The organism is Jeotgalibaca ciconiae (assembly GCF_003955755.1).
Classification (GTDB): domain Bacteria; phylum Bacillota; class Bacilli; order Lactobacillales; family Aerococcaceae; genus Jeotgalibaca; species Jeotgalibaca ciconiae.
Genome location: NZ_CP034465.1, coordinates 795045 through 817445, shown reverse-complemented (window position 1 = coordinate 817445; position 22401 = coordinate 795045). Strand labels below are relative to the sequence as shown.

Here is a 22401-nt window from a genome sequence, read left to right as displayed (position 1 = left end):
ATGAGCTGGAGCAAAATTGCCTCCAGCTTTTCTAATTTCTGATAATATTATTAAAAACAGGATTCTAAAAAGAAACTTAGCAGAAAAAACAGTATAATAGGGAAGAGTATACTTGTTAGAAAGGAAGTTGATGTCTGTGCTCTTTGATACACACTGTCATTTGAATGTTGATGCATTCGATGAAGATGTCGAAGAAGTCATTCAACGTGCAAAAGAAATAGGAGTTGGAAGGTTTGCCGTTGTTGGTTTCGATTCACCAACTATAAAAAAATCGTTAGAACTAAGTAGAATGCATCCAGAAATATATAGCATTATCGGCTGGCATCCCACTGAGGCAGGCAACTATAGTTCTGAAATACAAGATGGATTAATGATTTCATTAACAGAAGATAAAGTGGTTGCAATGGGCGAAATGGGGCTTGATTATCATTGGAATACATCCCCCAAGGAAGTCCAAGAAAAAGTATTCCGACAACAAATACAAATTGCAAAACAATTACAATTACCAATCTCCATCCATATGAGAGATGCAATCGAGGATACCTATCGTATTCTTCGTGAGGAAGACGTTTCATCTATTGGAGGAATCATGCATAGCTACAGTGGAGATGTGGCTTATATGCACCATTTTATTGATTTAGGAATGCATATATCTCTGAGCGGAGTCGTTACTTTTAAAAAAGCAATTGAAGTGCATGAAGTCGCGAAAGAAGTGCCCCTTGACCGCCTGTTAATTGAAACGGACTCTCCTTATTTAGCGCCGGTTCCTTACCGAGGTAAGAGAAATGAACCCGCCTATGTAAAATATGTGGCGGAGAGAGTTGCGGAATTACGAGGATTAGATGTTTCAGAAATAGGAGAAATTACTAGTCGTAATGCAAATCGTTTATTTAGATTGGATGAAGTATGAAGATAAAAGAAATTATTGTAGTTGAAGGCCGAGATGATACTAAGAAAGTTCAATTAGCAGTAAATGCAGATACGATTGAAACAAATGGTTCTGCAATTGATGAGGAAATACTCAAGCAAATTGAGAAGGCACAGAAAATTCGAGGGGTAATCGTTTTAACAGATCCAGATTTTCCTGGTGGTAAAATTCGGGAAATAATTATTCAACGGATTCCAGGGGTCAAACATGCTTTTATTCGAAAAGAAGACTGCCAGTCACCAAAAGGCGGGAGTTTAGGGATCGAGCATGCCAGCGAAGAAGTGATACGTTCTGCTTTGGAAAATGTACAAACGCCATATTTTGAGACAGATCAAAATGATTTGTCTGCATTTTTTATGGAGCTGGGATTATTGGGCAAACCAAAATCATCAGAATATCGAAAACAGTTAGGTGATTATTTAGGGATCGGGCACACAAACGGCAAACAGTTTGTAAAGAGAATTCGTATGTTCCAAATTACGCAAGAAGAAATATTAGCAGCTATGGAACAGAATGGGATCCCAATTCCGCCTGCTGTTCAAAAGGAGATGAAATAGATGGAGATAAATAATCAAAAAGATATTGCAACACCAAGCAGAACTAATCAAATCTTAAAGAAATATGGTTTGTCGATGAAAAAAAGTTTAGGGCAAAATTTTTTGATAGAGCCAAGTATTTTAACGAAAATGATTGAAGCGGGAGAAATCGATAAAGAAACCAGCGTCATTGAAATTGGGCCGGGAATAGGCGCACTAACAGAGCGCTTAGCCCGTGCTGCAAAAAAAGTTGTTTCTTTTGAAGTAGATCAGCGACTGAAACCAATTTTAAAAAATGAATTGGCAGCCTATGATAATGTGGAAATTATCTTTCAAGATATTTTACAAGCCAATGTAAAAGAAGTAATTGCCGAGCATTTTGATCCAGAAGATCGGATTGTGGTAGCGGCAAATCTACCTTATTATATTACAACTCCAATTATTATGAGTTTTATTGAAGCAAATTTGCCCATTGATGTATTTGTGATGATGATGCAAAAAGAGGTAGCGCAACGGATGACGGCTCAACCAAGTTCTAAAAACTATGGTTCCTTAACGGTTGCTATTGATTATTATACGGAAGCTGAAATTTCATTTATTGTTCCAAAAACGGTATTTATACCTCAACCCAATGTCGATTCAGCTGTACTGAGATTAGCGCGTAGGGAAGAGCCTAAAGTAGCAGTAACCGATGAAAAGTTGTTCTTTCAGTTAACAAGAGGGTCTTTCCAGCAGCGTAGAAAAACGTTATGGAACAATCTAATGAGTTTATTTGGAAAAACTGATGAAATAAAAGAGCTTTTAAAAGCAGCTTTAGAAGCATCAAACATTGATGGCAGTCGTCGTGCCGAAACCTTGTCCATTGAAGAATTTGCACAATTGGCAAATGAATTATCGTTATTGGAAAACAAGAAATAAAATGCACAATTATTAATAATATGTAAATCTTTTACTTGCATCCCTTTTCTCCCTGTGATATACTTGAAAATTTCATTATATTGTGTTACAATATCACACAGTGAGGTGAAGGGGCATGCCAGATAGTTTGATGGAAATCAAAGAACAACTTGACAATCGTTTAGGAAAAAAGGTGTTGTTGACTGCACAAGCTGGAAGGAAACGTAAAATTGAACGAAAGGGAATTTTACGTGAGACTTACCATTCTGTTTTCGTTGTAGATTTAGATCAAGAGGAAAATGCTTTTAAACGTGTTTCATACAGTTATGCAGATATTTTAACTTCTTCAGTAGAAATTTCTTTTTATGATGAAGAAACCAGGGAATATGCATAATTCTCGCAATTCAATAGTATATAAATAGTTAAATTAAAAAAGCAGAACAGTCCATGTGGATTTGTTCTGCTTTTTTGATTGGAAGATATTTTTGAAGAATTATTAATAATTTCTTAAAAGTTAAAGTAATAATTAGCAGACAGCTTTAGTCCAATGATTATTGGATTAAGGCTGTTTTTGCACACTACTTAGCAAAAATAAATAACACAAACCAACCAAAAAGCAGGCAACTAAAAGAAAAAAATATATATTAATGTGGTTTTACTTGTTTAATTGTGATTTTATGTTGAATTTAGTATTGATGTTCGTTATAATGTAAGCGAATCAAGGGAAAACAAAAGGGAGGATTATAAAATGATTATTAAAAATGAATTATTTGTAGAAAAAGAAGAAATATTGAAAGCGATTGATTTGATGATGGATAATTTGACTCAAATCAAAGACGATACAGGTGAATTTTTATTAGATTTCGATGGATTAAAAGTGGATGATAAAAGTTGGTCTGTTTGGAACTGGCCTCAAGGGGTAGGACTATACGGTATTTTTAAATATTGGAAACTCACGAATGATGAAAAAGCGCTAACGATTGTGACGGAATGGTTTGAAAAACGCCTAGAAGAAGGAGCGCCTCCAAAAAATGTTAATACAATGGCACCACTATTGACAATGGCTTTCTTGTATGAAGAGTTTCAAGATCAACGTTTCTTACCTTACTTAGACCAATGGGCTGAATGGGTAATGCATGATATGCCTCGAACAAATGATGATGGATTGCAGCACATGACATACGGACCAGAAAATAAAAATCAATTATGGGATGACACATTAATGATGACGGTCCTTCCTTTAGCTAAGATTGGTAAATTATTGAATCGTCCAGAATATTTAGAAGAAGCAAAGAAACAGTTCCTTATTCACGTGAAATATCTAGCTGATAAGAAAACAGGTCTTTGGTATCACGGATGGACCTTTGAAGAAAATCATAACTATGCAGAAGCATTGTGGGCTCGTGGAAATTGTTGGATTACGATTGCAATTCCAGAAATCATTGAAATCTTGGAATTAAAAGAAGGAGACTTCTTGAGGACATTCTTATTGGATACATTAAACCATCAAATTAAAACATTAGCAGAACTTCAAGATGAAAGTGGTTTATGGCACACATTGTTAAACGATTCTACTTCCTATTTGGAAGCGTCTGCAACTGCCGGCTTTGCATATGGAATCTTAAAATCAATACACAAACGTTATATTAGTAAAGATTATGAAAAAACAGCTGAAAAAGCTGTGCTTGGTTTACTAAATGAAATTGATGAGACTGGGGCAGTTCAAAAAGTTTCAATTGGAACAGGGATGGGTGATTCTCTTGAATTTTATAAAGAAATCGGAATCACGACGATGCCTTATGGACAATCTTTAACAATCCTTGCGTTAGCTGAATTATTAGTATCGTTTGTTTAAAAATCAAAGAATTATGAAATAGTTAGTATAGATTTTTGTTAGATTGAGGAGAATTAAATAATGATTAAACTTAGAAAAAAATGGAAAACCGCTCTCCTTGGAAGTGTATCATTGCTTTCGCTTGCGGCTTGTGGAGCAACAAATGGAGAAATAGGATCAGATGAAGCTGTCGTACTTCGGTTTTCTTATGCAAGTAATAGCCAGCCAGTTATCGATGCAATGAATAAATTTGGAGAATTGGTTGAAGAAAAATCAGATGGAGAAGTTGTAATTGAGTATTTTCCTGATGGACAATTAGGTGGAGAAAGAGAATTAATTGAGCTGACTCAAACAGGGGCAATTGATTTTACAAAAGTAAGTGGATCGGCTTTGGAAAGTTTTTCCAAAGATTATGCTATTTTTTCAGTTCCTTATTTGTTTGACAGCGAGGACCATTTTTTCCGTGTGATGGAAGATGACACGATTACGAATCCTATTTATCAGTCAACAAAGGATTTGGGATTTGTCGGCCTTACTTATTATGATTCTGGGCAAAGAAGTTTTTATATGGTAGACGGTCCGGTAAATCACCCCGATGATTTGAAAGGAAAAAAAGTCCGTGTATTGCAAAGTGAAACCGCTATTCAAATGGTAGAACTACTAGGTGGTTCACCAACTCCTATGGGAAGTGACGAAGTGTACACTTCCATGCAATCCAACTTGATTAATGGGGCAGAAAATAATGAGTTTGTGCTTGTAACTGCCGGGCACGGTGATATTGCAAAGCATTATTCTTATGATGAACATACACGAGTGCCGGATATTATGATTATGAATCAAGAAACATTAGACGGTTTAACGGAAGAACAACAAAAAGCAATATATGAAGCAGCCGAAGAATCAAAAGAATACGAAATAAAAGTATTTAAAGAAGCGGTTGAAGAAGAAAAAGCTGCTGCTGTAGAACGATTCGGTGTTCAATTTAATGAAGTTGATAAAGCTCCTTTCCAAGAAGCAGTTCAACCCCTTCACGATCAATTCAAAAATAGTGAAGAGTACGGGGATATGTATAAAGCCATTCGTGATTTAAGCGATGCGGAAGAATAGGAGTGTAATAGAAACATGAAGCAAATAAAAAAATATTTAGATAAATCATTAGAATGGATTTGTGGGATAACATTAATTGTCATGGTTTTGGTTGTAATGTGGCAAGTGATTGCCCGAACCATTTTAAATAATCCAAGTACATTAACAGAAGAGTTTGTACGTTTTTCACTAGTATGGCTGGGGATGCTTTCCTCTGCTTATGTGGTTGGAAAAAAGAGTCACTTAGCAGTTACTTTACTAAGTGATAGTCTTAACAAAAAGAACAAACGAATTTTAGAAATCATTGTTCAAATACTATTTGTACTTTTTTCTATTATTATCATGATTTATGGAGGCAGCAAAGCTACTTCGCTTACCATGAGTCAAATTTCACCGTCCTTAAGTCTTCCAATGGGATATATCTATCTGTCTGTCCCAGTTTCTGGTGTCATTATGCTGATCTATAGTTTAATGAATCTCTATGGTATTTTTACCAATACAAATATGGAAACATCAAATAGAGAAATGATTGAAACAGAAGAAGTCTTGGATAAGGGAAGGTGAAAATGAAATGGAATTACAAGCTGGTTTAATATTATTAGTTGTTTTTATGATTTTGTTAGTATTAGGAATGCCGATTGCCATTAGTATTGCCGCTTCATCAATGGCTACCTTATTATTGGTTATTCCATTCGACATCGCAGTATTCAGTTCGGCGCAAAAGATGGTAGGTAGTATTAATAGCTTTTCTCTCGTAGCAATTCCCTTCTTTGTTTTGTCGGGGATTATCATGAATAACGGAGGAATAGCCCAGAAGCTCGTCGACTTTGCTATGCTTTTTGCAGGAAGAATTCCGGGGGCATTGGCAATTACAAACGTTATTGGGAACGCTTTGTTTGGCTCTATTTCCAGTTCTGCCATTGCAGCCTCTACCGCAATCGGCGGGGTGCTAGTGCCACAACAAGTAAAAGAAGGATATGATCCTGAATATGCGGCATCTGTAAATATAGCTTCTGCACCAACTGGGATGGTGGTTCCACCAAGTACTGCATTCATTATGTTTTCAACGATTGCTGGGGGAGCATCTATTTCTAGTTTATTTCTAGGTGGTTATGTTGTGGGGATTCTTTGGTCTTTAGGAATCATAGCTGTTGCTATCTTTTTAGCTAAAAAGAGAAATTATCCAATTGTTGAACGTGATAAAAGTAAGAGCACTGGTAAAGTGTTGATTGATTCTGTGCCAAGTTTGTTATTAATCGTGATTATTATTGGCGGTATTATGTCAGGATTATTTACTGCAATCGAAGCTTCAGCTGTTTCAGTTGTTTATGCATTGGTATTGTCATTGTTCTACTATAAAACCGTTACATGGAAACAAATACCGGGTATGATTGTTCAAGCTGTTGAGATGTCAGGTACAATCATGTTCTTGCTAGCTACATCTTCTATGATGTCATTCGCTATGGCGTTTACAGGAATTCCCCAAGCGATAAGCGGAGCAATACTAGGGCTGACGGATAGTCCCTTTATTATCTTACTGTTAATTAACATTGTGTTGCTTGTAGTAGGGATGTTCATGGACGTTGCACCTGCAATCTTAATTTTCACACCGATTTTCTTGCCGATTGTAACAAGTATTGGTATTGATCCGGTACATTATGGATTATTCTCAATCATGAATCTTTGTGTGGGATCCATAACTCCACCAGTCGGTACAGGACTTTATGTTGGAGCGAGTGTAGCGAAAGTAAAAGTTGAAAGTTTACTAAAACCAATGATACCGTTTTATGTAATCATTTTGATTGTACTATTTGCGATTACGTACTTCCCTCAACTAATCATGTGGCTGCCTAATTTAGCAGGGTAGAAAATGAAAGATAAAAAATAATGAGTCGGGAAAAATCCCAGCTCATTATTTTTTTTGAATATGTAGACTTTTTAAGTTTTTTTCTAGACTAGGGGATTATAAGTTCAGCCATCAATGTCTAGCTCCCAAGTCCTGACCTAGTGAAAAAAAGATAAATTTGCCCCATTGCGCGCTTCGCTGCTCATTCAGGGTCAAATTTCCTATTTTTTCATAGGCCAAGGCGGACTTGTCCGCTTTTCTTATTTAAGTTCTAGCGGACCAAGACTATTTTCCCAAAAATGAATAAGATATACCTTTCTAATACGTATCATTCAATTAAGCTATGAAAGCGGAAAGTTCCAAGCAATCTAGGAGAGTACTCCTATTTTTCATAAGGGACAAATAGACCTGATTGCAGTCCTTATTTTCTATTTCCTCTTCTTGTACTTTTTTGTAAACAACAAATCGAACCGCTATACGACAACGGTTTAAAGCGGTTACAAAAAGAAGCCATTGATGGAAATAAGTATTCTAATTATGCTTGTTTTATAAGATTTATTAAGCCAAAGAAAGGAGAGGGAAATTTGGAATGGGAAGAAACATTAATTTATGATAATGCATTAAGGGAAGAAAAAGATGTTCAGGACTGGGTTGAAGAAGGAGCAATTAAAAGAAGTTTCTCTGGTGGATTAATTTTAGAGAATGCACTTTCAGAAAAATTAGGAGATTATGCTCACTGGACGTTTTGGATTCCTCAAGAGTTTCCATCCGACATCAAAATTGAATGGAAATTTAAACCATTAAGAGAACCGGGTTTATGCATGGTATTTTTTGCAGCAAAAGGTAAAAATAATCAATCTATTTTTTCAGAGGCACTACAAAGAAGAACTGGTTATTATCCACAATATCATCATGGAGATCTGAATGCATATCATTTATCTTATTTTCGTCATAAATATGAAACAGAACGAGCGTTTAGAACGTGTAACTTAAGGAAAAGCTACGGTTTTCATTTTGCAGCGCAAGGAGCAGATCCACTGCCGCCGGTAGAAGATGCACTAGAGTTTTACAAGGTAAAATTAATAAAGTTTCAGAATAGAATTACGTTCTATATAAATGACCTAAAATTATTGGACTGGATAGATGAAGGTAAAAACGGGAAACCTTTGAATTCTGGTATGGTAGGTTTTCGTCAAATGGCTCCTATGAAAGCTATTTATAAAGATTTGAAAATTTATGCATTGAAAAAGAAAGATGGTTGATTTTTTATGAAAGCGCAAACTTTTGTTAATAGGGTCTATAATCTACTTTCTATTCTATATATATGTGCAAAATTAAATATTTTATTTTTATTAGGAACTCTTCTTGGGGGAATCATTTTTGGCTTGGGACCTAGTTTAATTGCTTCTCACGAACTAGCAAAGGATTATTATCAAGGCAAAGGAAATCAAACAATAGCGAAATTTGTTAGAGTTTACAGGCAGGAATTCAAAAGGGCGAATAGTATCTTTCTTCCTTTTGAGCTGATTGTAGTATTACTTTTATTAGATATACGTTTTATAAACGATTTAAATTGGACACAGTACTCTATTGTAAATAACCTTTTTCTTTCGATTAGCATCTTACTTATGTCTTATTTTACTTTAATCGCCCCAATCTATATATTTTATGAGGTTGATACAAAGAGATATCATCGGACGCTTATTCAATTTGCCATAAGAAATCTAGCTCCCTTACTATTAGCGATTATTTGGATAGGTTTTTGTGTCGTCGTATCATTCAGTCTGCCCGGCTTAATACCTTTTTATAGCTTTGGAACATGGATTTTTGTTAATCAAGGAATATATTTACAAACATTTGAAAGAAATGAAAGACTAATAAACGGAAGTGACTAGAAGGAGTTTTTATAGAATGAAATGGTTAGGAAGTGCACCTAGAATAAAAAAAGGAATTTCGTGGGGGTATCCATGGAAACAAGGTGAGTTAGAAAAAAATCAAGTAGAGAAATACCAATCTCTCGATGGAGCGCCCATTCAAACAAACATAATGGCTGTTTGGCCGGATGGCTCAATAAAATGGACAGGACACGCTGCTGTCCTCGATCACAGTACAGAATTAGTTTTATCAAAGGAAAGAGAATTCGATGGAGATGAGATTGCGACAAATAAGTATAACGGTATCTATATAAATAATAATCGATTGACAGCATATTTTCCAAAACACGGAGAAGGAAAAAGTTTGTTGGAATGGGTTAAGATAAATAATGAAATAAAACTGGCCGATTTTCAAGTGATTATAAAAGTAGATGGAGAGACGATTCCTGCACTTATTGACAAAGTTGAGATTGAAGAAAATGGAGCAATAAAAACCGTAGTAAAGGTAACAAGTTTGATACAAAGAAATAAAGAAATAATGTATCAGTTCGAGACCCGTTTTCAGTTTTTTGCTAATCTTAATACGATAGATATTACACATACAGTCATTATTGGAGCTTCCGATAATATAGAAGGATTGGGGTTGAACTATAAAACGAATATTGTAGGGGAATCCTGGAATAGACATGTTCGCGTCGGGGGGGACGATGGCGTATATTCAGAGCCTGCTCAGTTATTACTCTCAAGAAGGCATGCAATAAAAAATAGTCTCTATTCCCAACAAGTTCGTGGTGAAATTGTTGAGATTTCGGAAGAGAATGATGAGATGTTAACTCACGCAAAAGAAAATGCCATTTGGAATAACTATAAAGTTTCACAGCTGTCTTCTAGTCATTATGAAATAAAAAAACAAACAGATGAAAATCATACCTTTATCAAATTGGGATCTGGAAAACGATCGAAAGGAATGATTTATGCTGGAGGGAGGAACGGTGGAACAGCCCTTGTGTTAAATGATTTTTGGGAGAAATATCCTGCGTCATTAAGGGTGGATGGTTTGAACGAGGCAGCAACGACAATCACAGCTTGGCTATGGTCACCCGAAAGTGAGCCGATAGATTTTACCCATTATTCTAAACGGGACCATATGTTAAGTGCTTATGAAGGTATGGAAGAAATTCGTTCTACTCCAATAGGAATTGCGAACACTAGTAGGCTAACAGTTGCTTTGTATGATGAAAGTCCTACAAGTGAGGATTTATGGAATATGACGTTAGATACAATTGACGCTCCTTTAATTGTTATGGCACCAGAAAGGTACTATGAAACGAAAGTTTTCGGAGTCTGGAGTCTTCCAAACAAAGAAAATAAAACAAAAAAGTTTTTAGAAAAGCAGATGGAAGAATTATTCAATTTTTATTATAAAGAGGTTGAGCAACGAGACTGGTATGGCTTTTGGAATTATGGTGATGTGATGCATACTTACGATCCATACCGCCATATGTGGCGGTATGACTTAGGGGGATATGCTTGGCAAAACACGGAATTAGTACCGAATATGTGGTTGTGGCAATATTTTTTAAGAACAGGAAAAGAAGAAGTGTTTCGACTGGCTGAAGCGATGACAAGACATACATCAGAAGTAGATGTTTATCATTTAGGTGAGTACAAAGGTCTAGGATCACGCCACAATGTCCTGCATTGGGGATGTCAGTGTAAAGAAGCTCGAATATCAATGGCTGGTCTTCATCGCTATTACTATTACTTAACTGGAGACAGCAGGACAAAAGATTTGCTAGAAGAAGTAAAAGATAATGAAGGCGTTTTCGAAAAGCTGGAACCACTAAGAGAATTTTATTCTTCCAATGAAACCACGGTTCCAATTAGAGTGGGTCCTGATTGGGCAGCATTAGTATCTAATTGGTTTACATACTATGAATTGACGGGGGAGAAAAAATATCTCGATCAAATTATGGTTGGAATTGATTCAATTTATCATACTCCAATGAAGTTATTATCTGGCCCAACTTATCATTTTGATCCAAAAACAAAACAATTGCATTACTTTGGAACGGGAAATGTAGGTGGTTACCATATGGTTATTTCATTTGGTGCTCCGCAAGTCTGGTTGGAATTAGCTGAAAATATAAAAAATGATGGTTGGAATGAGATGTTGGCTGAATTCGGGCGTTTTTACGCTCTTTCTGATAAAGAAAAGTTAATAGAAAGTGGAGGTGATCTGAATGATAAGCATTTTGCTTGGCCAATGTTTGCAACTGGAATGATGGCTTATGCTGCAAACTACTACAAAGATGAGGATTTGGCAAAGAAAACATGGGATATTCTTCTTGATCCAGACAAGTCTGGGATTCCAGTACCGGTATTAGAAACACTTAATGAAGTAAAAACTTGGAAAAATATTAGAGAAATGCCTTGGATTTCTACAAATGTAGTATCGCAATGGTGTTTGAATTTGATGTTATGTTTAGAACTAATAGGTGAATATTTACCAACAATAAATTTTATGGAGGAAGAACATGAATAAGAAGAGAATTTTAGCGATATCATCAATGGCATCTTTAGCTTTGTTAGTAAGTGGATGCGGAAGCAGCAGCGCAGAGAGTGATACTGCAGAATCTAATAATGAAATTACTATTATGGCACCGTATATAGAAACAGAACCACCTGCTCCTGGCAATCGATTAGAGAAGGAGATTGAAGAAGCTACTGGAACAGATATTAATATTTCTTGGGTTCCTAATACATCTTATGAGGATAAAATGAATGTTACGTTAGCTTCTGACGATTTACCTAAAATCATGATTATACAAGGGAAATCAGGAGGTTTTGTAAAATCGGCAAACGCGGGGGCATTTTGGGAATTATCTGATTACCTTGATGACTACCCCAATCTTGCAAAGTACGATGAAAATATTTTGAATAACTCTAGTGTTAATGGGGAAGTATATGGTATTTATCGTCGACGTGACGTAATGCGAACTTCCGTAATGATTCGGAAAGACTGGTTAGATAATTTAGGGCTGGAAGTTCCTGAGACAACTGAGGATTTATACGATGTAGCAAAAGCATTTACTGAAAGTGATCCGGACGGAAATGGTCAAAATGATACTACTGGTTTAGTTATTCCTAAATGGCCAGGTTCAATCAATTCTAACAGTCCTTATGATGTGTTAGCAACATGGTTTGGTGCTCCTAATGCTTGGGGAGAAGAAGGCGGGAAGTTAATTCCTAGTTTCAAAACGGAAGAGTATTTAGAATCATTAATTTATCTGAGAGACATGGTAGAAAATGGCTATATTAATAAAGATTTTGCAACATTAGCTGCAGATAAATGGAATGATCCTTTCGTTAGTGAGACTGGTGGGGGAATTATTATTGATACTTTTTCCCGTGCAGGTTCCATTACAAGTATCTTTAAAGAAACTAATCCAGATGATTACAGTCAATTTATTACAGTGATAGGTAATCTAAAATCTTCTGATGGAGAACTTTTTGCACATCCAACAGACGGATATTCAGGCTTCTTGGCAATTCCAAAAGCAAGCGTAAAAACAGAAGAAGAATTAAAAGAAGTTTTATCATTTATTGATAAGACAAATGAAAAAGAAATTCAAGTTCTTTTGAATAATGGTATTGATGGAGTGAACTTTAATAAGTTGGATGATGAGTATATTGAAATTGTTCAACCAGAAACAGAAGAAGCAGCAGAAATCAACATGGCTGTCAAAAACTATGCACAAATTGGAACGAATGTGGCTGGGAATGATTACTATACTTCTAAACCGGCCGAAGGATATGAGTTAGAAGCTTGGGAAAGACGTCTAGGCTTTATGGAACATGATGCTGAATATGCAGTATTTAATCCTGCCGCTCCGTATATAAGTGAAACATACACAGAAAAAGGCGCTCAGCTAGATAATATTATTTCAGATGCAAGAATTCAGTTTATTGCTGGTCAAATTGATGAGCAAGGATGGAAAGACGCAATAGAATTATGGGTAAAGAGCGGCGGAGACGACATTGAAGCAGAAATAAATGAATTATATCAAGGTAACTAAAATCTAGGAATACATGATAAATGGGAAAAACTAAGCCCAGGTAACTAAAATTTCCTGTTATCTGGGTTTTATTGTAAACGATTAGAAATAGTAAATAAGGAGGAGTTGAAATGATTCATTCCATTGAGACAAATGATAAACCATTAAAAGTATCCAAAGTTAAAAAGATACAAAAAAATATAAAAGAAAATAAGTGGCTGTATTTACTAGCTATTCCCGGTTTATTGTATTTTTTACTTTTTAAGTATGGTCCGATGTTTGGTTTAGTAATTGCGTTTCAAGACTATGTCCCACATTTAGGGATTGCAGAAAGTAAATGGGTAGGTATAGAGAACTTCAAAGACTTTTTTATCAATCCGGACTTCTTTAGATTAATGCGTAATACACTGATGTTAGCTTTTCTAAACATTGCCATTGTTTTTCCAGCGCCGATTATATTAGCGCTTTTGTTAAATGAAATTCGAAATGCACTGTATAAAAGATTCGTCCAGACCTTAGTATATATTCCTCACTTTTTATCCTGGACGATTGTTGTCAGCATCTTTTATATTTTATTCACGGTTGATGGAGGAGCAATTGTCACTTTGGTTAATCAAATAACTGGACAAGAAATCGACTTTTTGACCAATCCAAATTGGTTTCGTCCGATGATTATTTTGCAGAACATTTGGAAAGAAACAGGGTGGGGGACCATTATATTTCTAGCTGCTCTTGCTAACGTAGATCAAGAACAGTATGAAGCGGCCATTATGGATGGAGCAGGACGATTTGCCCGTTTGTGGCATGTTACATTGCCAGCCATTCGAAGCACTATTATTTTGATGTTGATTATGCGCGTAGGGAGTATTTTGAATACTGGATTCGATCAAATCTATTTAATGACAAACGCTCTTAATAGAAGCGTAGCAGATGTATTTGATACATATGTCTATATGCTGGGGATTACTCAAGGGGCGTATAGCTATAGTACAGCTGTAGGCTTATTCAAGTCAGTCGTAGGTGTTATTTTAGTTTTCAGTACAAATAAATTAGCAAAATATTTTGGACAGAGTGGTCTTTACTAGGAGGGATACAATGAATAAGCGATTCAACACACCAGCAGGAAAAGTTTTCGATTTCTTTAATCATATTTTAGTAGCTTTTTTAGGGATTATTATGTTGCTCCCTTTTGTCTATGTGCTAGCAGCATCTTTCGCTACAGAAGCAGAAATTTCTTTACGACCATTCTTTATTTGGCCAGAAACATTTTCTTTTGAATCTTATAAGTACATATTTTCAACCAATACATTTTTAAGGAGTTTAATTGTCACAATTTGCGTGACCTTAGTAGGAACAATCGTTCAGTTAATATTAACTGTAACGTTTGCATATCCTTTATCTAGAAAACAGATGCCAGGGAGAAATTTATTATTAAATCTAGTAATTTTTGCGATGTTATTTTCTGGGGGAATGATTCCAACTTATTTAATAGTGAAAGGACTAGGTTTGTTAGATTCTTATTGGGCATTGATTTTACCAGCTGCAATAAACCCCTTCAATATGATGATTATAAAAAATTATTTTCAAGAACTTCCAGTTGAACTTGAGGAATCTGCAAAGATGGATGGTTGTACGGATATTGGTGTTTTTTGGAGAATTTTCTTACCTTTATCAAAACCAATTCTTGCAACATTCTCTTTATTTTACGCAGTAGGAATATGGAATGATTTTATGAGTGGGCTTCTTTATATTAATGACAGCACGAAATGGCCAATTCAAGTATTATTACGTCAAATTACAATGAGTTCAAATGCAGCAAATGCAATGGGAATGCTAGATCCGAATTACGTTCCGCCTGAGCAAGGGATCAAATTTGCCGTGATTATTGTTGCAACATTACCGATTTTAATTTTTTATCCATTTCTACAAAAACACTTTACAAAAGGAATGCTTGTAGGATCTGTAAAAGGATAATTTATGATCAATAGAAGGAGAAGAAAATCATGAAAGATTACTACTATGGAGCTTGCCTTTATCCCGAACATTGGAATAAAGAAGTTTTCATAAGAGATGTCCAGCATATGAAGCAATTAAATATGAATGTAACCAGAATTGGAGAGTTCATATGGTCTCTTTTAGAACCGGAAGAAGGGAAATATGATTTTCAAATATTGATTGACTCGTTAAATATCTTAAAAGAATACGAAATGAACGTAATAGTGGGGATACCGACGCCTACACCACCTCGTTGGATGACCTATAAAAATGATGATCGATTGGTAAAAAATGAATTCAACCAAACGTTGATTCATGGATCCAGACAACATGTCTGTACGAATAATGCTTTCTTTAGAAAAAAAGCAAATCAATTGGCTTCTAAAATAGCTGAAGTAATAAGAGACTATGATCATATCATTGGTATTCAGTTGGACAATGAATTTAAAGCTCATACTGATTTATGTATTTGTGATAGCTGCGTAAAGTTGTGGGGAAAGTGGTTAGAGAGAGAGTATAAAGACATCGAAAGGCTGAATGACGCATGGGGGACGAATATTTGGAGCGAAAGCTATCGATCGTTTGAAGAGGTTGTCCCTCCTGCGACCACTCCTTTTCTTCACAATTTATCTTTGAAAAATGCTTATAGAAAGTTTACAGAAGAACAACTTGTAGAATTTGTGGGGGAACAAGTAGAAGCAATTCGGGAGCATTGTATATTTCCCATTACACATAATTCTGCTTTGGGATTTAATATAGATAACTATCGGATTTTTGATCAATTAGACTTTGCCAGCTTCGATACTTACGCATCTTCAGATAACTATTCAGCTTATACACTTAATTTAGATTTTTGGAGAAATATGAAATCAAACGGAGATTTCATGCTATTGGAAACTTCTACTTCACATGGTGGGCACAGTAACTCATATGGCATTCCTCATCCAGAAAATTATCTACAAACAGAAGTTTTTTTAAATTATGCAGCTGGAAGCAGGACGTTTAATTACTGGCATTTTAGAAGGCATCGTAATGGATGTGAACAACCTCATTCAGCAGTTGTTACCCCTGTTGGGGAACCTGATATAAGCTATCGAGATGTAAAAAAGGCAGGAAGCCTGTTTACAGAAATCAAGCCACTTTTAGAAAAAAGTACTTTTGAAAGACCAGATGTTGCTGTTATTTATTCTGATAGGGCAAAGAGGTATTTTTTGAATGAACCAAGTAAAAATTACGATTACCGAAGTGAAATGACGAAGCTGTATACAAGTTTGCTAAACAAAGGAATTACGGTGGACGTAATACCGGAACAAAATGATTTTCTAAAATATAACTGTATTTTCGTCCCTTATCTACATCATGTTTCGGAAGATTTATTAGAGAAGATCACTCATTTTGTAAATCAAGGTGGAACATGTATTATCGGTCCAATGACAGGTGATCGAACAGAGGAACATAGTTGGCCAAGCGAGAATGGACTAAGCAAATTAGGAAAATGGCTCGGAATTAATAATTTTATCCAAACAGAAGCCAAAGGTATTGATATTTATGGAAAAGCTTTTGGAGAAAATGAAAAGCTAAGTGGATTAAGTTCATTTTTAACGCCTCCTAAAAACAGTAACATACTTGGAGTTGGAACAAGTGGGATTACGAAAAATAGGGTTTATAGTTTTGAAAAATCGATTGAAAAAGGAAAAGTCATCTACCTGGGTGCAGTTGCCGAAGATTTATTTTCGAGTATACAATGGAATAGATTAATTGATACTTATCTTATAAAACATAATGAACAGATAGAGTTAGAAATTGAAGTCGGAATTGTTAAGTATATCCGGAAAACAGTAGATGGTAAAACTCAAATTTGGATGGCAAATATGCAAGCAGATAGAAAAAAATATAATTTGAAAAATTCCCATCAAATCATTTGGACAAATCACAAAGATAATTTTTCTTCAAATGAATTGAATCCCTTTGAGTGTCGGATTATTGAGTTAGATAAAGAAGAAATAAAGCTGCAAACTTAAAAAAGTTTTGCAGCTTTATTTATTTTGTTCTCTAAATTTTCCAGGTGTAATCCCGATTTTTTTCTTGAAAAGTTTATTAAAATAACTACTGTTATAGCCAATTTCTTCGGCAATCGTATGAATTCGGTTATCTGTATTAATTAAAAGATATTTTGCTTGTTCAATTCTTAATTCAGTAATGAAGTCAATATAATTTAACCCCACATATTTCTTAAATTCTCGACTTAATAAAGACAAATCTAAATTTAATTCTGCGGCAGATTGTTCCAGTGATAAATTAGGGTCGTTGTAATGCAATTGTAGATAGTCACGCAGTTGCATAACCTCTGTTTGAAGTCCTTCATTTGTTCTAGAAATATAAATATCAAATACCTCGCCCAAGAATTTCTGGAACAGTTGATTTTCAATTTGTGTAGAAACAAAGTGGTCTTCTATAGAAGACAAAAGGTCATGTTTTGAAATGTATTCGTTATGAAAGATTCCATTTTCAAGAAGGAAAAACGAGAGAGTATTGTATAACTGCTTCACTGCTTCTAAAATAAAAATTTGAATATTCGAATGTTTGAGAACTGAAACTACAAATTCAGAAGTGTTTTTTTGCAGTTCGTCTTTATTCTTATTTCTAAAACTATTAAGTATTCGTTCTTCATAATGAGAAGGATAAATTGTTCGAATATTTATTTTTCTTTCTTGTTTTTCGGGAAGAACTAAGATTTGATTTTCTTTTTTCATCTCATGGAACAGACGATAGTAAGATAGATTATCAAATAGTGTTGGTAACGCTTTAAGTTTTACATAAGTAGCACTTTTACAAATGGTAACGTAGCGTTTTACGACTCTATTAATATGATGAAAAATGTCGTCAATCAGCTCTTTTTCACTTATTTTATTACAATCACTCGAAGTAACAAATAAAAAGGAGCAATTATGAATGCTATTTAAAATGGTGTAGTCGGAAAAGTACTGTTCAGCAATATCCGTAATTATATTGTGGAGAATAAAGTCAGTAACTTCATGTCGCTCTTGTTGTCGCTCACCTGCTTCAATATATTCCGTTATTTGAATGGAGTACATATGGAAACCTTGATCAATTGTATTCCAACCACTTGATTTTAATTTTATAAGTAGTTCACTTTCAGAATAATAATTAAATTCACCTCTGATCGTTCGAGAAATTAAATTCTTTTTAGCCTTTATAGCATGATTATTGGATTGAGCGATTAAAAAAGATTTCTCTTCTTGTAAATCGAGCCATTGTTTTTTCAAGTATTCTATCGCATTTTTTGAAGTTTGGTTTAAACTGTTTTCTCCAAAAATCTCGCCTATCAGCTGGAAAATAGGTTCATATTGTTTCTTAGAAAGATAATAGTTAAAAAAGATTGTAGCAATAATCAAAATTATCGATCCATAGAGAAGAATCGTGGACACAAATTGAATGGGCTGTATCAAATTGCTTACTGGAATAACAGAATAAAAAGCCCATTCATGATTAAAACGATTTTTTGTTATGGAAACCATGCTTTTTTCCATATGATTATGAGAAAATAATTCAATGGAGTGAGTAGAATGTTTAATTTTCTGCCATATTTCTTCTGGGAGTGATTCCGAAGAAACAATGGGAAGGCCATTCATTAAGTATGCGTAGTAATCGTTTTCATTTTTTGTGATTCCTGTCAACATATTGGATAGATTTTGTAAATCAATATTAACAAGTAGATGGATAGGGGAATCATTGTCTGAATCACCTAAATTTAAAGCAAAGAAGAGATTCACTTTTTCATTCGTTGCTTTTCTGATCCACTGAAAAGACCTCTCGCTTTCTAATTCGGTAAGAGATGGGAAGGAATCTTCTCCAGTATTAGGCCATGTTCCGCCAGTATCAATATAGAATGGTTCATTTCCGCCCACTGAAATAAATGTTGATTTGATTAAAGGAGAAGTATTCTCAAGAAAAAAGAGACGTTTATTAATTTCATCAATTAGTTGGTAACTTTCAGCAGTAGAAGAGAGATCAATAAAAAAGTCGTCTTTAAAAGTCTCCCCCCAATTAGAAATATATGTCTCTAATTGCTGTAAAGTATAATCAATGGAATCTACTTTTTGAGAGAATTCTTTACTGTGCTCAGCTACAAATTCCCTCTTAATAGGTCCTTGTACTAAATAAATCATAAGTGAAGATATAAATACCACAGGGATAGAAAAAGAAATAGCGATTAAAATTATTTTTCTTTTCATTACTTACCTCAACCTATTCAATGTATTTACTCCAAATAAAAAACTTCCGTCAAAGGCGTGGAAATTGGGCTGTTGTCAGCGTTTGTTTCCATCAGCGGCTCCATGTATGCCCACCATTTCTGGCAGATATCTGTTGCGCTGATTTGGTTATAATGATCTTCATCATTCACTTCAAGATAAGCAAATAGCTTTCCAGAGGCTGGTTCTAAAAAAATGGAATAGTTCGATGCACCGTGCTCCTTCAATGTGTCTTTCATCTCCGGCCATAATTCGTCATGACGTTTTTCATATTCCTCTTCCATACCAGTTTTTAGATACATAATAGATGCAATTCTTTTCATAATGAGAACTCCTTTATTCAGTATATTAAGGTTATATTTTTTTCTTCGCAAATAGCTATCCACTCTTGAGAAGGTTTTTTATCTGTAATCAAATAGTCGATTTGTTCCAATGTAAATACATTTACGAATGCAGGGACATCGAATTTGCTGGAATCTACTAACAAGATGATCTTTTTGGCACGGCTGCCCATTATTTTTTTAATTTCTGCTTCGGGTTCATTAGAATCCATTACACCGCTTGTTAGGGAAAGGCCCTTACAGCTAAACACCCCAAAATCCACATTGTATCGATTCAAAATTGATTCTGCAGAAGAACCCACCATAGCTTGGGATTGTTTGCGTATGTTGCCGCCAGTTGAAATAAGTTGAAACTCACTATTTTTGAAAGTATAGAGTATTTCAAGTGAATTGGTAATAATCGTTATATTATTGCGTAAATGCTTCAGAGTATCCATTGCTTCAAAAACAGTTGAACTAGAATCTACCATTAAAGTAGCATTGTCTGGAATGATACTCAGTATCTTTTGAGCAATGGTAGTCTTTAAGTCTTTGTTTAAAGTATTTCGCGTAATGTATGGAATATCCTGGCTGGTTTGGGAGTTCAAGGTAGCGCCGCCGTGGGTACGTGTTAATAAACCTTCCTTTTCTAGCTTTTCTAAATCTCTTCGAATGGTTTCTTCGGATACATCAAAAAGAATCGATAATTCAGAAACTAAAATTTTCTTTTCACGCGTTATTTTGTTTGTAATTGCGTCTCGTCTCTCGAAAGCTAACATCGCTTTTACCTCTTTCATTTTATCTTTCTTCTATTTTATAGAAAAATATGTTTTTTTGCAATATTCCTTTGTTTTTATCTGGATTATTCTTTTATTTCCTTGGTATTTTGTTGAATAAGCTTTGGAAATGTGGGATAATTAGGATGTAATGAAGAGGATAATCAAAAATGTTGCTTTTTCTATGAGGATTTGCGTTAGGTTTTACAATAAAAAAGGCTATGTTGAGATTAGCCGTAAAAAAATAAAGAGGTGTACTGGGATGACAAAAATGAATATTTTAGAAGCTCCATTTGTAAAGGAAATGATGGAAGTTACTGCAAACATGTATCGTTTAGGATGGGATGAACGAAATGGCGGAAATGTCAGCTATCTTTTAGAAGAGGAAGAAGTAGCAAATTATTTAGATTTAACGAATGTAAAAAGAGTGATTCCGATTCCGTTTGATGGAGAAAAATTAGCTGGGAAAATATTTATTGTAACGGGTTCAGGAGAATACTTTAAGAATGTAATCAATCATCCAGAGAGAACACTGGGGATTATCCGAATTTCCCAAGAAGGAAATAGTGTAGAATTACTATGGGGGTATTCAGAAGGAGGAATTCCAACAAGTGAATTGCCATCCCATTTGATGAGTCATATGGCTCGTTTAGAAGTGGATCCCGAAAATCGAGTGATCATGCATTGCCACACAACTCATTTGCTAGCAATGACCTTTACTCATCCATTGAATGAACGTGATTTTACGAGAACTTTATGGCAAATGTGTACTGAATGCTTGGTAGTATTTCCTGAAGGGGTTGGAATCATACCTTGGATTGTTCCTGGAACGACAAAAATTGGAGAAGCGACATCAAATAAAATGAAAGAAACACGAGTAGTTATTTGGCCGCATCATGGAGTATATGGTGCTGGAAAAGACATTGACGAAACATTTGGCTTAATTGAGACTGCAGAAAAAGCAGCACAAGTTTTCACTTATGTTCGTGCACAAGGTGAAATTTTACAAACGATTACAGATGAACAACTAGCAGCGTTAGGAAAAGGATTTAACGTTGAACCGCACGAAGGATACCTAGAAGTATAAATAAAGATGGAGGGAATATTTTACATGGAACTAAATTTAGCAGTTCGTGGACATGATTTTTATAGAGAAGACACCGCTGAAAGGTTAGCTGAAAAAATAGCTGAGACAGGATTGAAAAATATACAATTTGCTTTGCCTTTTTCTTTTCCAAGTGTGCCGTCACAATTTGAAAACATGAACCCAGGAATGGGAAATTATTACCAAAGAATTTTCTCAAAACAAGATATCCAAATTACTGTATTAAGCTGCTATATTAACATGATTCATCCAGATTTAAATGAAAGAGAAAAACTTATTGATAAGTTTTGCAGCTATTTACGTGTCGCAAAAGCGTTTGGAGCCTCTATGGTTGCCACAGAAACAGGTTGTGTCGATGAAGAAATTCATTACACGGAAGAAAACTTTACAGAGGAAGCCTTTGAAAAAGTTGTCGAATCTGTGAAAAAAATGGTAACTTATGCCGAAAAGCTGGGAATGACGGTCGCGATTGAAGGTGGACTTAATCACCCGATCTATTCACCGAAAAAAATGAGAGAGTTATTGGATCGTATTCAGTCTCCAAATATGCAAGTTATTTTGGATGTCACGAATTTTTTACGGCCTGATACAGTTCAAAATCAAAAAGAAGTAATTGATGAAGCGTTCAATTTATTTGGAAGTGAAATTGCGGCAATTCATTTAAAAGATTTTGTTGTTGAAAATAATCTTGTAAAACCAGTAGCGATTGGAACTGGTGAAATGGACTTTGAATATTTGCTGAAAAAAGTCTCTCAAGAAAAACCTTACCTCCACTTAATAATGGAAGAAACAAAAGAACCGGATATTCCAAATGCGATTGCTTATTTGGAAAAAATAAACAAGTAATTGTCATTCGGCTAAAAGTGTTTTTC

20 protein-coding genes are annotated in these 22401 nt (G+C 35.0%); 17 read left to right on the top strand and 3 right to left on the bottom strand.

Annotated features, from left to right (window positions below; translation table 11 throughout):
* Positions 1 to 136 precede the first annotated feature (136 nt).
* From EJN90_RS03825 to EJN90_RS03755, 15 genes are all read left to right on the top strand, one after another.
* Positions 137 to 910, top strand: coding sequence for a TatD family hydrolase (locus EJN90_RS03825; RefSeq protein ID WP_126112253.1), 774 nt, complete (start codon positions 137 to 139; stop codon positions 908 to 910).
* Positions 907 to 1485: a ribonuclease M5 gene (gene rnmV / locus EJN90_RS03820; RefSeq protein WP_126108950.1), complete on the top strand. Its 579-nt coding sequence runs from the start codon at positions 907 to 909 to the stop codon at positions 1483 to 1485. The genes EJN90_RS03825 and rnmV overlap by 4 nt, the downstream gene beginning before the upstream one ends.
* 6 nt (positions 1486 to 1491) lie before the next feature.
* A complete protein-coding gene (rsmA, locus tag EJN90_RS03815; protein WP_126112251.1) occupies positions 1492 to 2382 on the top strand; it encodes a 16S rRNA (adenine(1518)-N(6)/adenine(1519)-N(6))-dimethyltransferase RsmA in 891 nt (296 codons plus the stop codon).
* 115 nt (positions 2383 to 2497) lie between these two features.
* Positions 2498 to 2755, top strand: a complete 258-nt coding sequence (locus tag EJN90_RS03810; protein ID WP_126108949.1) for a Veg family protein — start codon at positions 2498 to 2500, stop codon at positions 2753 to 2755.
* Between the two features lie 354 nt (positions 2756 to 3109).
* On the top strand, positions 3110 to 4216 hold the full coding sequence (bglB, locus tag EJN90_RS03805) for a beta-galactosidase BglB (protein ID WP_126108948.1): 1107 nt from the start codon (positions 3110 to 3112) through the stop codon (positions 4214 to 4216).
* Between the two features lie 60 nt (positions 4217 to 4276).
* On the top strand, positions 4277 to 5302 hold the full coding sequence (locus EJN90_RS03800) for a TRAP transporter substrate-binding protein (protein ID WP_126108947.1): 1026 nt from the start codon (positions 4277 to 4279) through the stop codon (positions 5300 to 5302).
* 15 nt (positions 5303 to 5317) lie between these two features.
* Positions 5318 to 5845, top strand: a complete 528-nt coding sequence (locus tag EJN90_RS03795) for a TRAP transporter small permease (protein ID WP_126108946.1) — start codon at positions 5318 to 5320, stop codon at positions 5843 to 5845.
* 7 nt (positions 5846 to 5852) lie between these two features.
* Positions 5853 to 7148, top strand: a complete 1296-nt coding sequence (locus EJN90_RS03790) for a TRAP transporter large permease (RefSeq protein ID WP_126108945.1) — start codon at positions 5853 to 5855, stop codon at positions 7146 to 7148.
* A gap of 563 nt (positions 7149 to 7711) precedes the next feature.
* On the top strand, positions 7712 to 8389 hold the full coding sequence (locus EJN90_RS03785; RefSeq protein ID WP_126108944.1) for a DUF1961 family protein: 678 nt from the start codon (positions 7712 to 7714) through the stop codon (positions 8387 to 8389).
* A gap of 6 nt (positions 8390 to 8395) precedes the next feature.
* On the top strand, positions 8396 to 9022 hold the full coding sequence (locus tag EJN90_RS03780; RefSeq protein ID WP_126108943.1) for a YesL family protein: 627 nt from the start codon (positions 8396 to 8398) through the stop codon (positions 9020 to 9022).
* Between the two features lie 16 nt (positions 9023 to 9038).
* Positions 9039 to 11546 carry an exo-rhamnogalacturonan lyase family protein gene (locus EJN90_RS03775; protein ID WP_126108942.1) on the top strand — a complete coding sequence of 836 codons (2508 nt, stop codon included), beginning with the start codon at positions 9039 to 9041 and terminating at the stop codon, positions 11544 to 11546.
* Positions 11539 to 13080 carry an extracellular solute-binding protein gene (locus tag EJN90_RS03770; RefSeq protein ID WP_126108941.1) on the top strand — a complete coding sequence of 514 codons (1542 nt, stop codon included), beginning with the start codon at positions 11539 to 11541 and terminating at the stop codon, positions 13078 to 13080. Before EJN90_RS03775 ends, EJN90_RS03770 begins: the two co-directional genes overlap by 8 nt.
* Before the next feature lie 110 nt (positions 13081 to 13190).
* Complete coding sequence (locus EJN90_RS03765) at positions 13191 to 14144, top strand: ABC transporter permease (protein WP_126108940.1); 954 nt, start codon at positions 13191 to 13193, stop codon at positions 14142 to 14144.
* 10 nt (positions 14145 to 14154) lie between these two features.
* On the top strand, positions 14155 to 15033 hold the full coding sequence (locus EJN90_RS03760; protein WP_126108939.1) for a carbohydrate ABC transporter permease: 879 nt from the start codon (positions 14155 to 14157) through the stop codon (positions 15031 to 15033).
* Between the two features lie 29 nt (positions 15034 to 15062).
* On the top strand, positions 15063 to 17075 hold the full coding sequence (locus EJN90_RS03755) for a beta-galactosidase (RefSeq protein ID WP_126108938.1): 2013 nt from the start codon (positions 15063 to 15065) through the stop codon (positions 17073 to 17075).
* 15 nt (positions 17076 to 17090) lie between these two features.
* On the opposite strand, the gene EJN90_RS03750 is transcribed toward EJN90_RS03755, so the two are convergent.
* From EJN90_RS03750 to EJN90_RS03740, 3 genes are read right to left on the bottom strand one after another with little or no spacing between them, the layout of a single operon-like run.
* Complete coding sequence (locus EJN90_RS03750) at positions 17091 to 19310, bottom strand: helix-turn-helix transcriptional regulator (protein WP_126108937.1); 2220 nt, start codon at positions 19308 to 19310, stop codon at positions 17091 to 17093.
* Positions 19311 to 19336: 26 nt separating this feature from the next.
* Positions 19337 to 19651, bottom strand: a complete 315-nt coding sequence (gene rhaM / locus EJN90_RS03745) for an L-rhamnose mutarotase (protein WP_126108936.1) — start codon at positions 19649 to 19651, stop codon at positions 19337 to 19339.
* Between the two features lie 17 nt (positions 19652 to 19668).
* Positions 19669 to 20445 (bottom strand): DeoR/GlpR family DNA-binding transcription regulator, encoded by a 777-nt coding sequence (locus EJN90_RS03740; protein ID WP_227872569.1) that lies wholly within the window; start codon positions 20443 to 20445, stop codon positions 19669 to 19671.
* 241 nt (positions 20446 to 20686) lie between these two features.
* Between EJN90_RS03740 and rhaD the strand changes: the two genes are divergently transcribed.
* Together rhaD and EJN90_RS03730 are read left to right on the top strand one after the other, a co-directional pair.
* Entirely contained in the window at positions 20687 to 21511 is an 825-nt protein-coding gene (gene rhaD, locus EJN90_RS03735; protein WP_126108935.1) for a rhamnulose-1-phosphate aldolase, read from the top strand.
* A 24-nt stretch (positions 21512 to 21535) separates the two neighbouring features.
* Complete coding sequence (locus EJN90_RS03730; RefSeq protein ID WP_164543996.1) at positions 21536 to 22375, top strand: sugar phosphate isomerase/epimerase family protein; 840 nt, start codon at positions 21536 to 21538, stop codon at positions 22373 to 22375.
* The last annotated feature ends 26 nt before the right edge of the window (positions 22376 to 22401 follow it).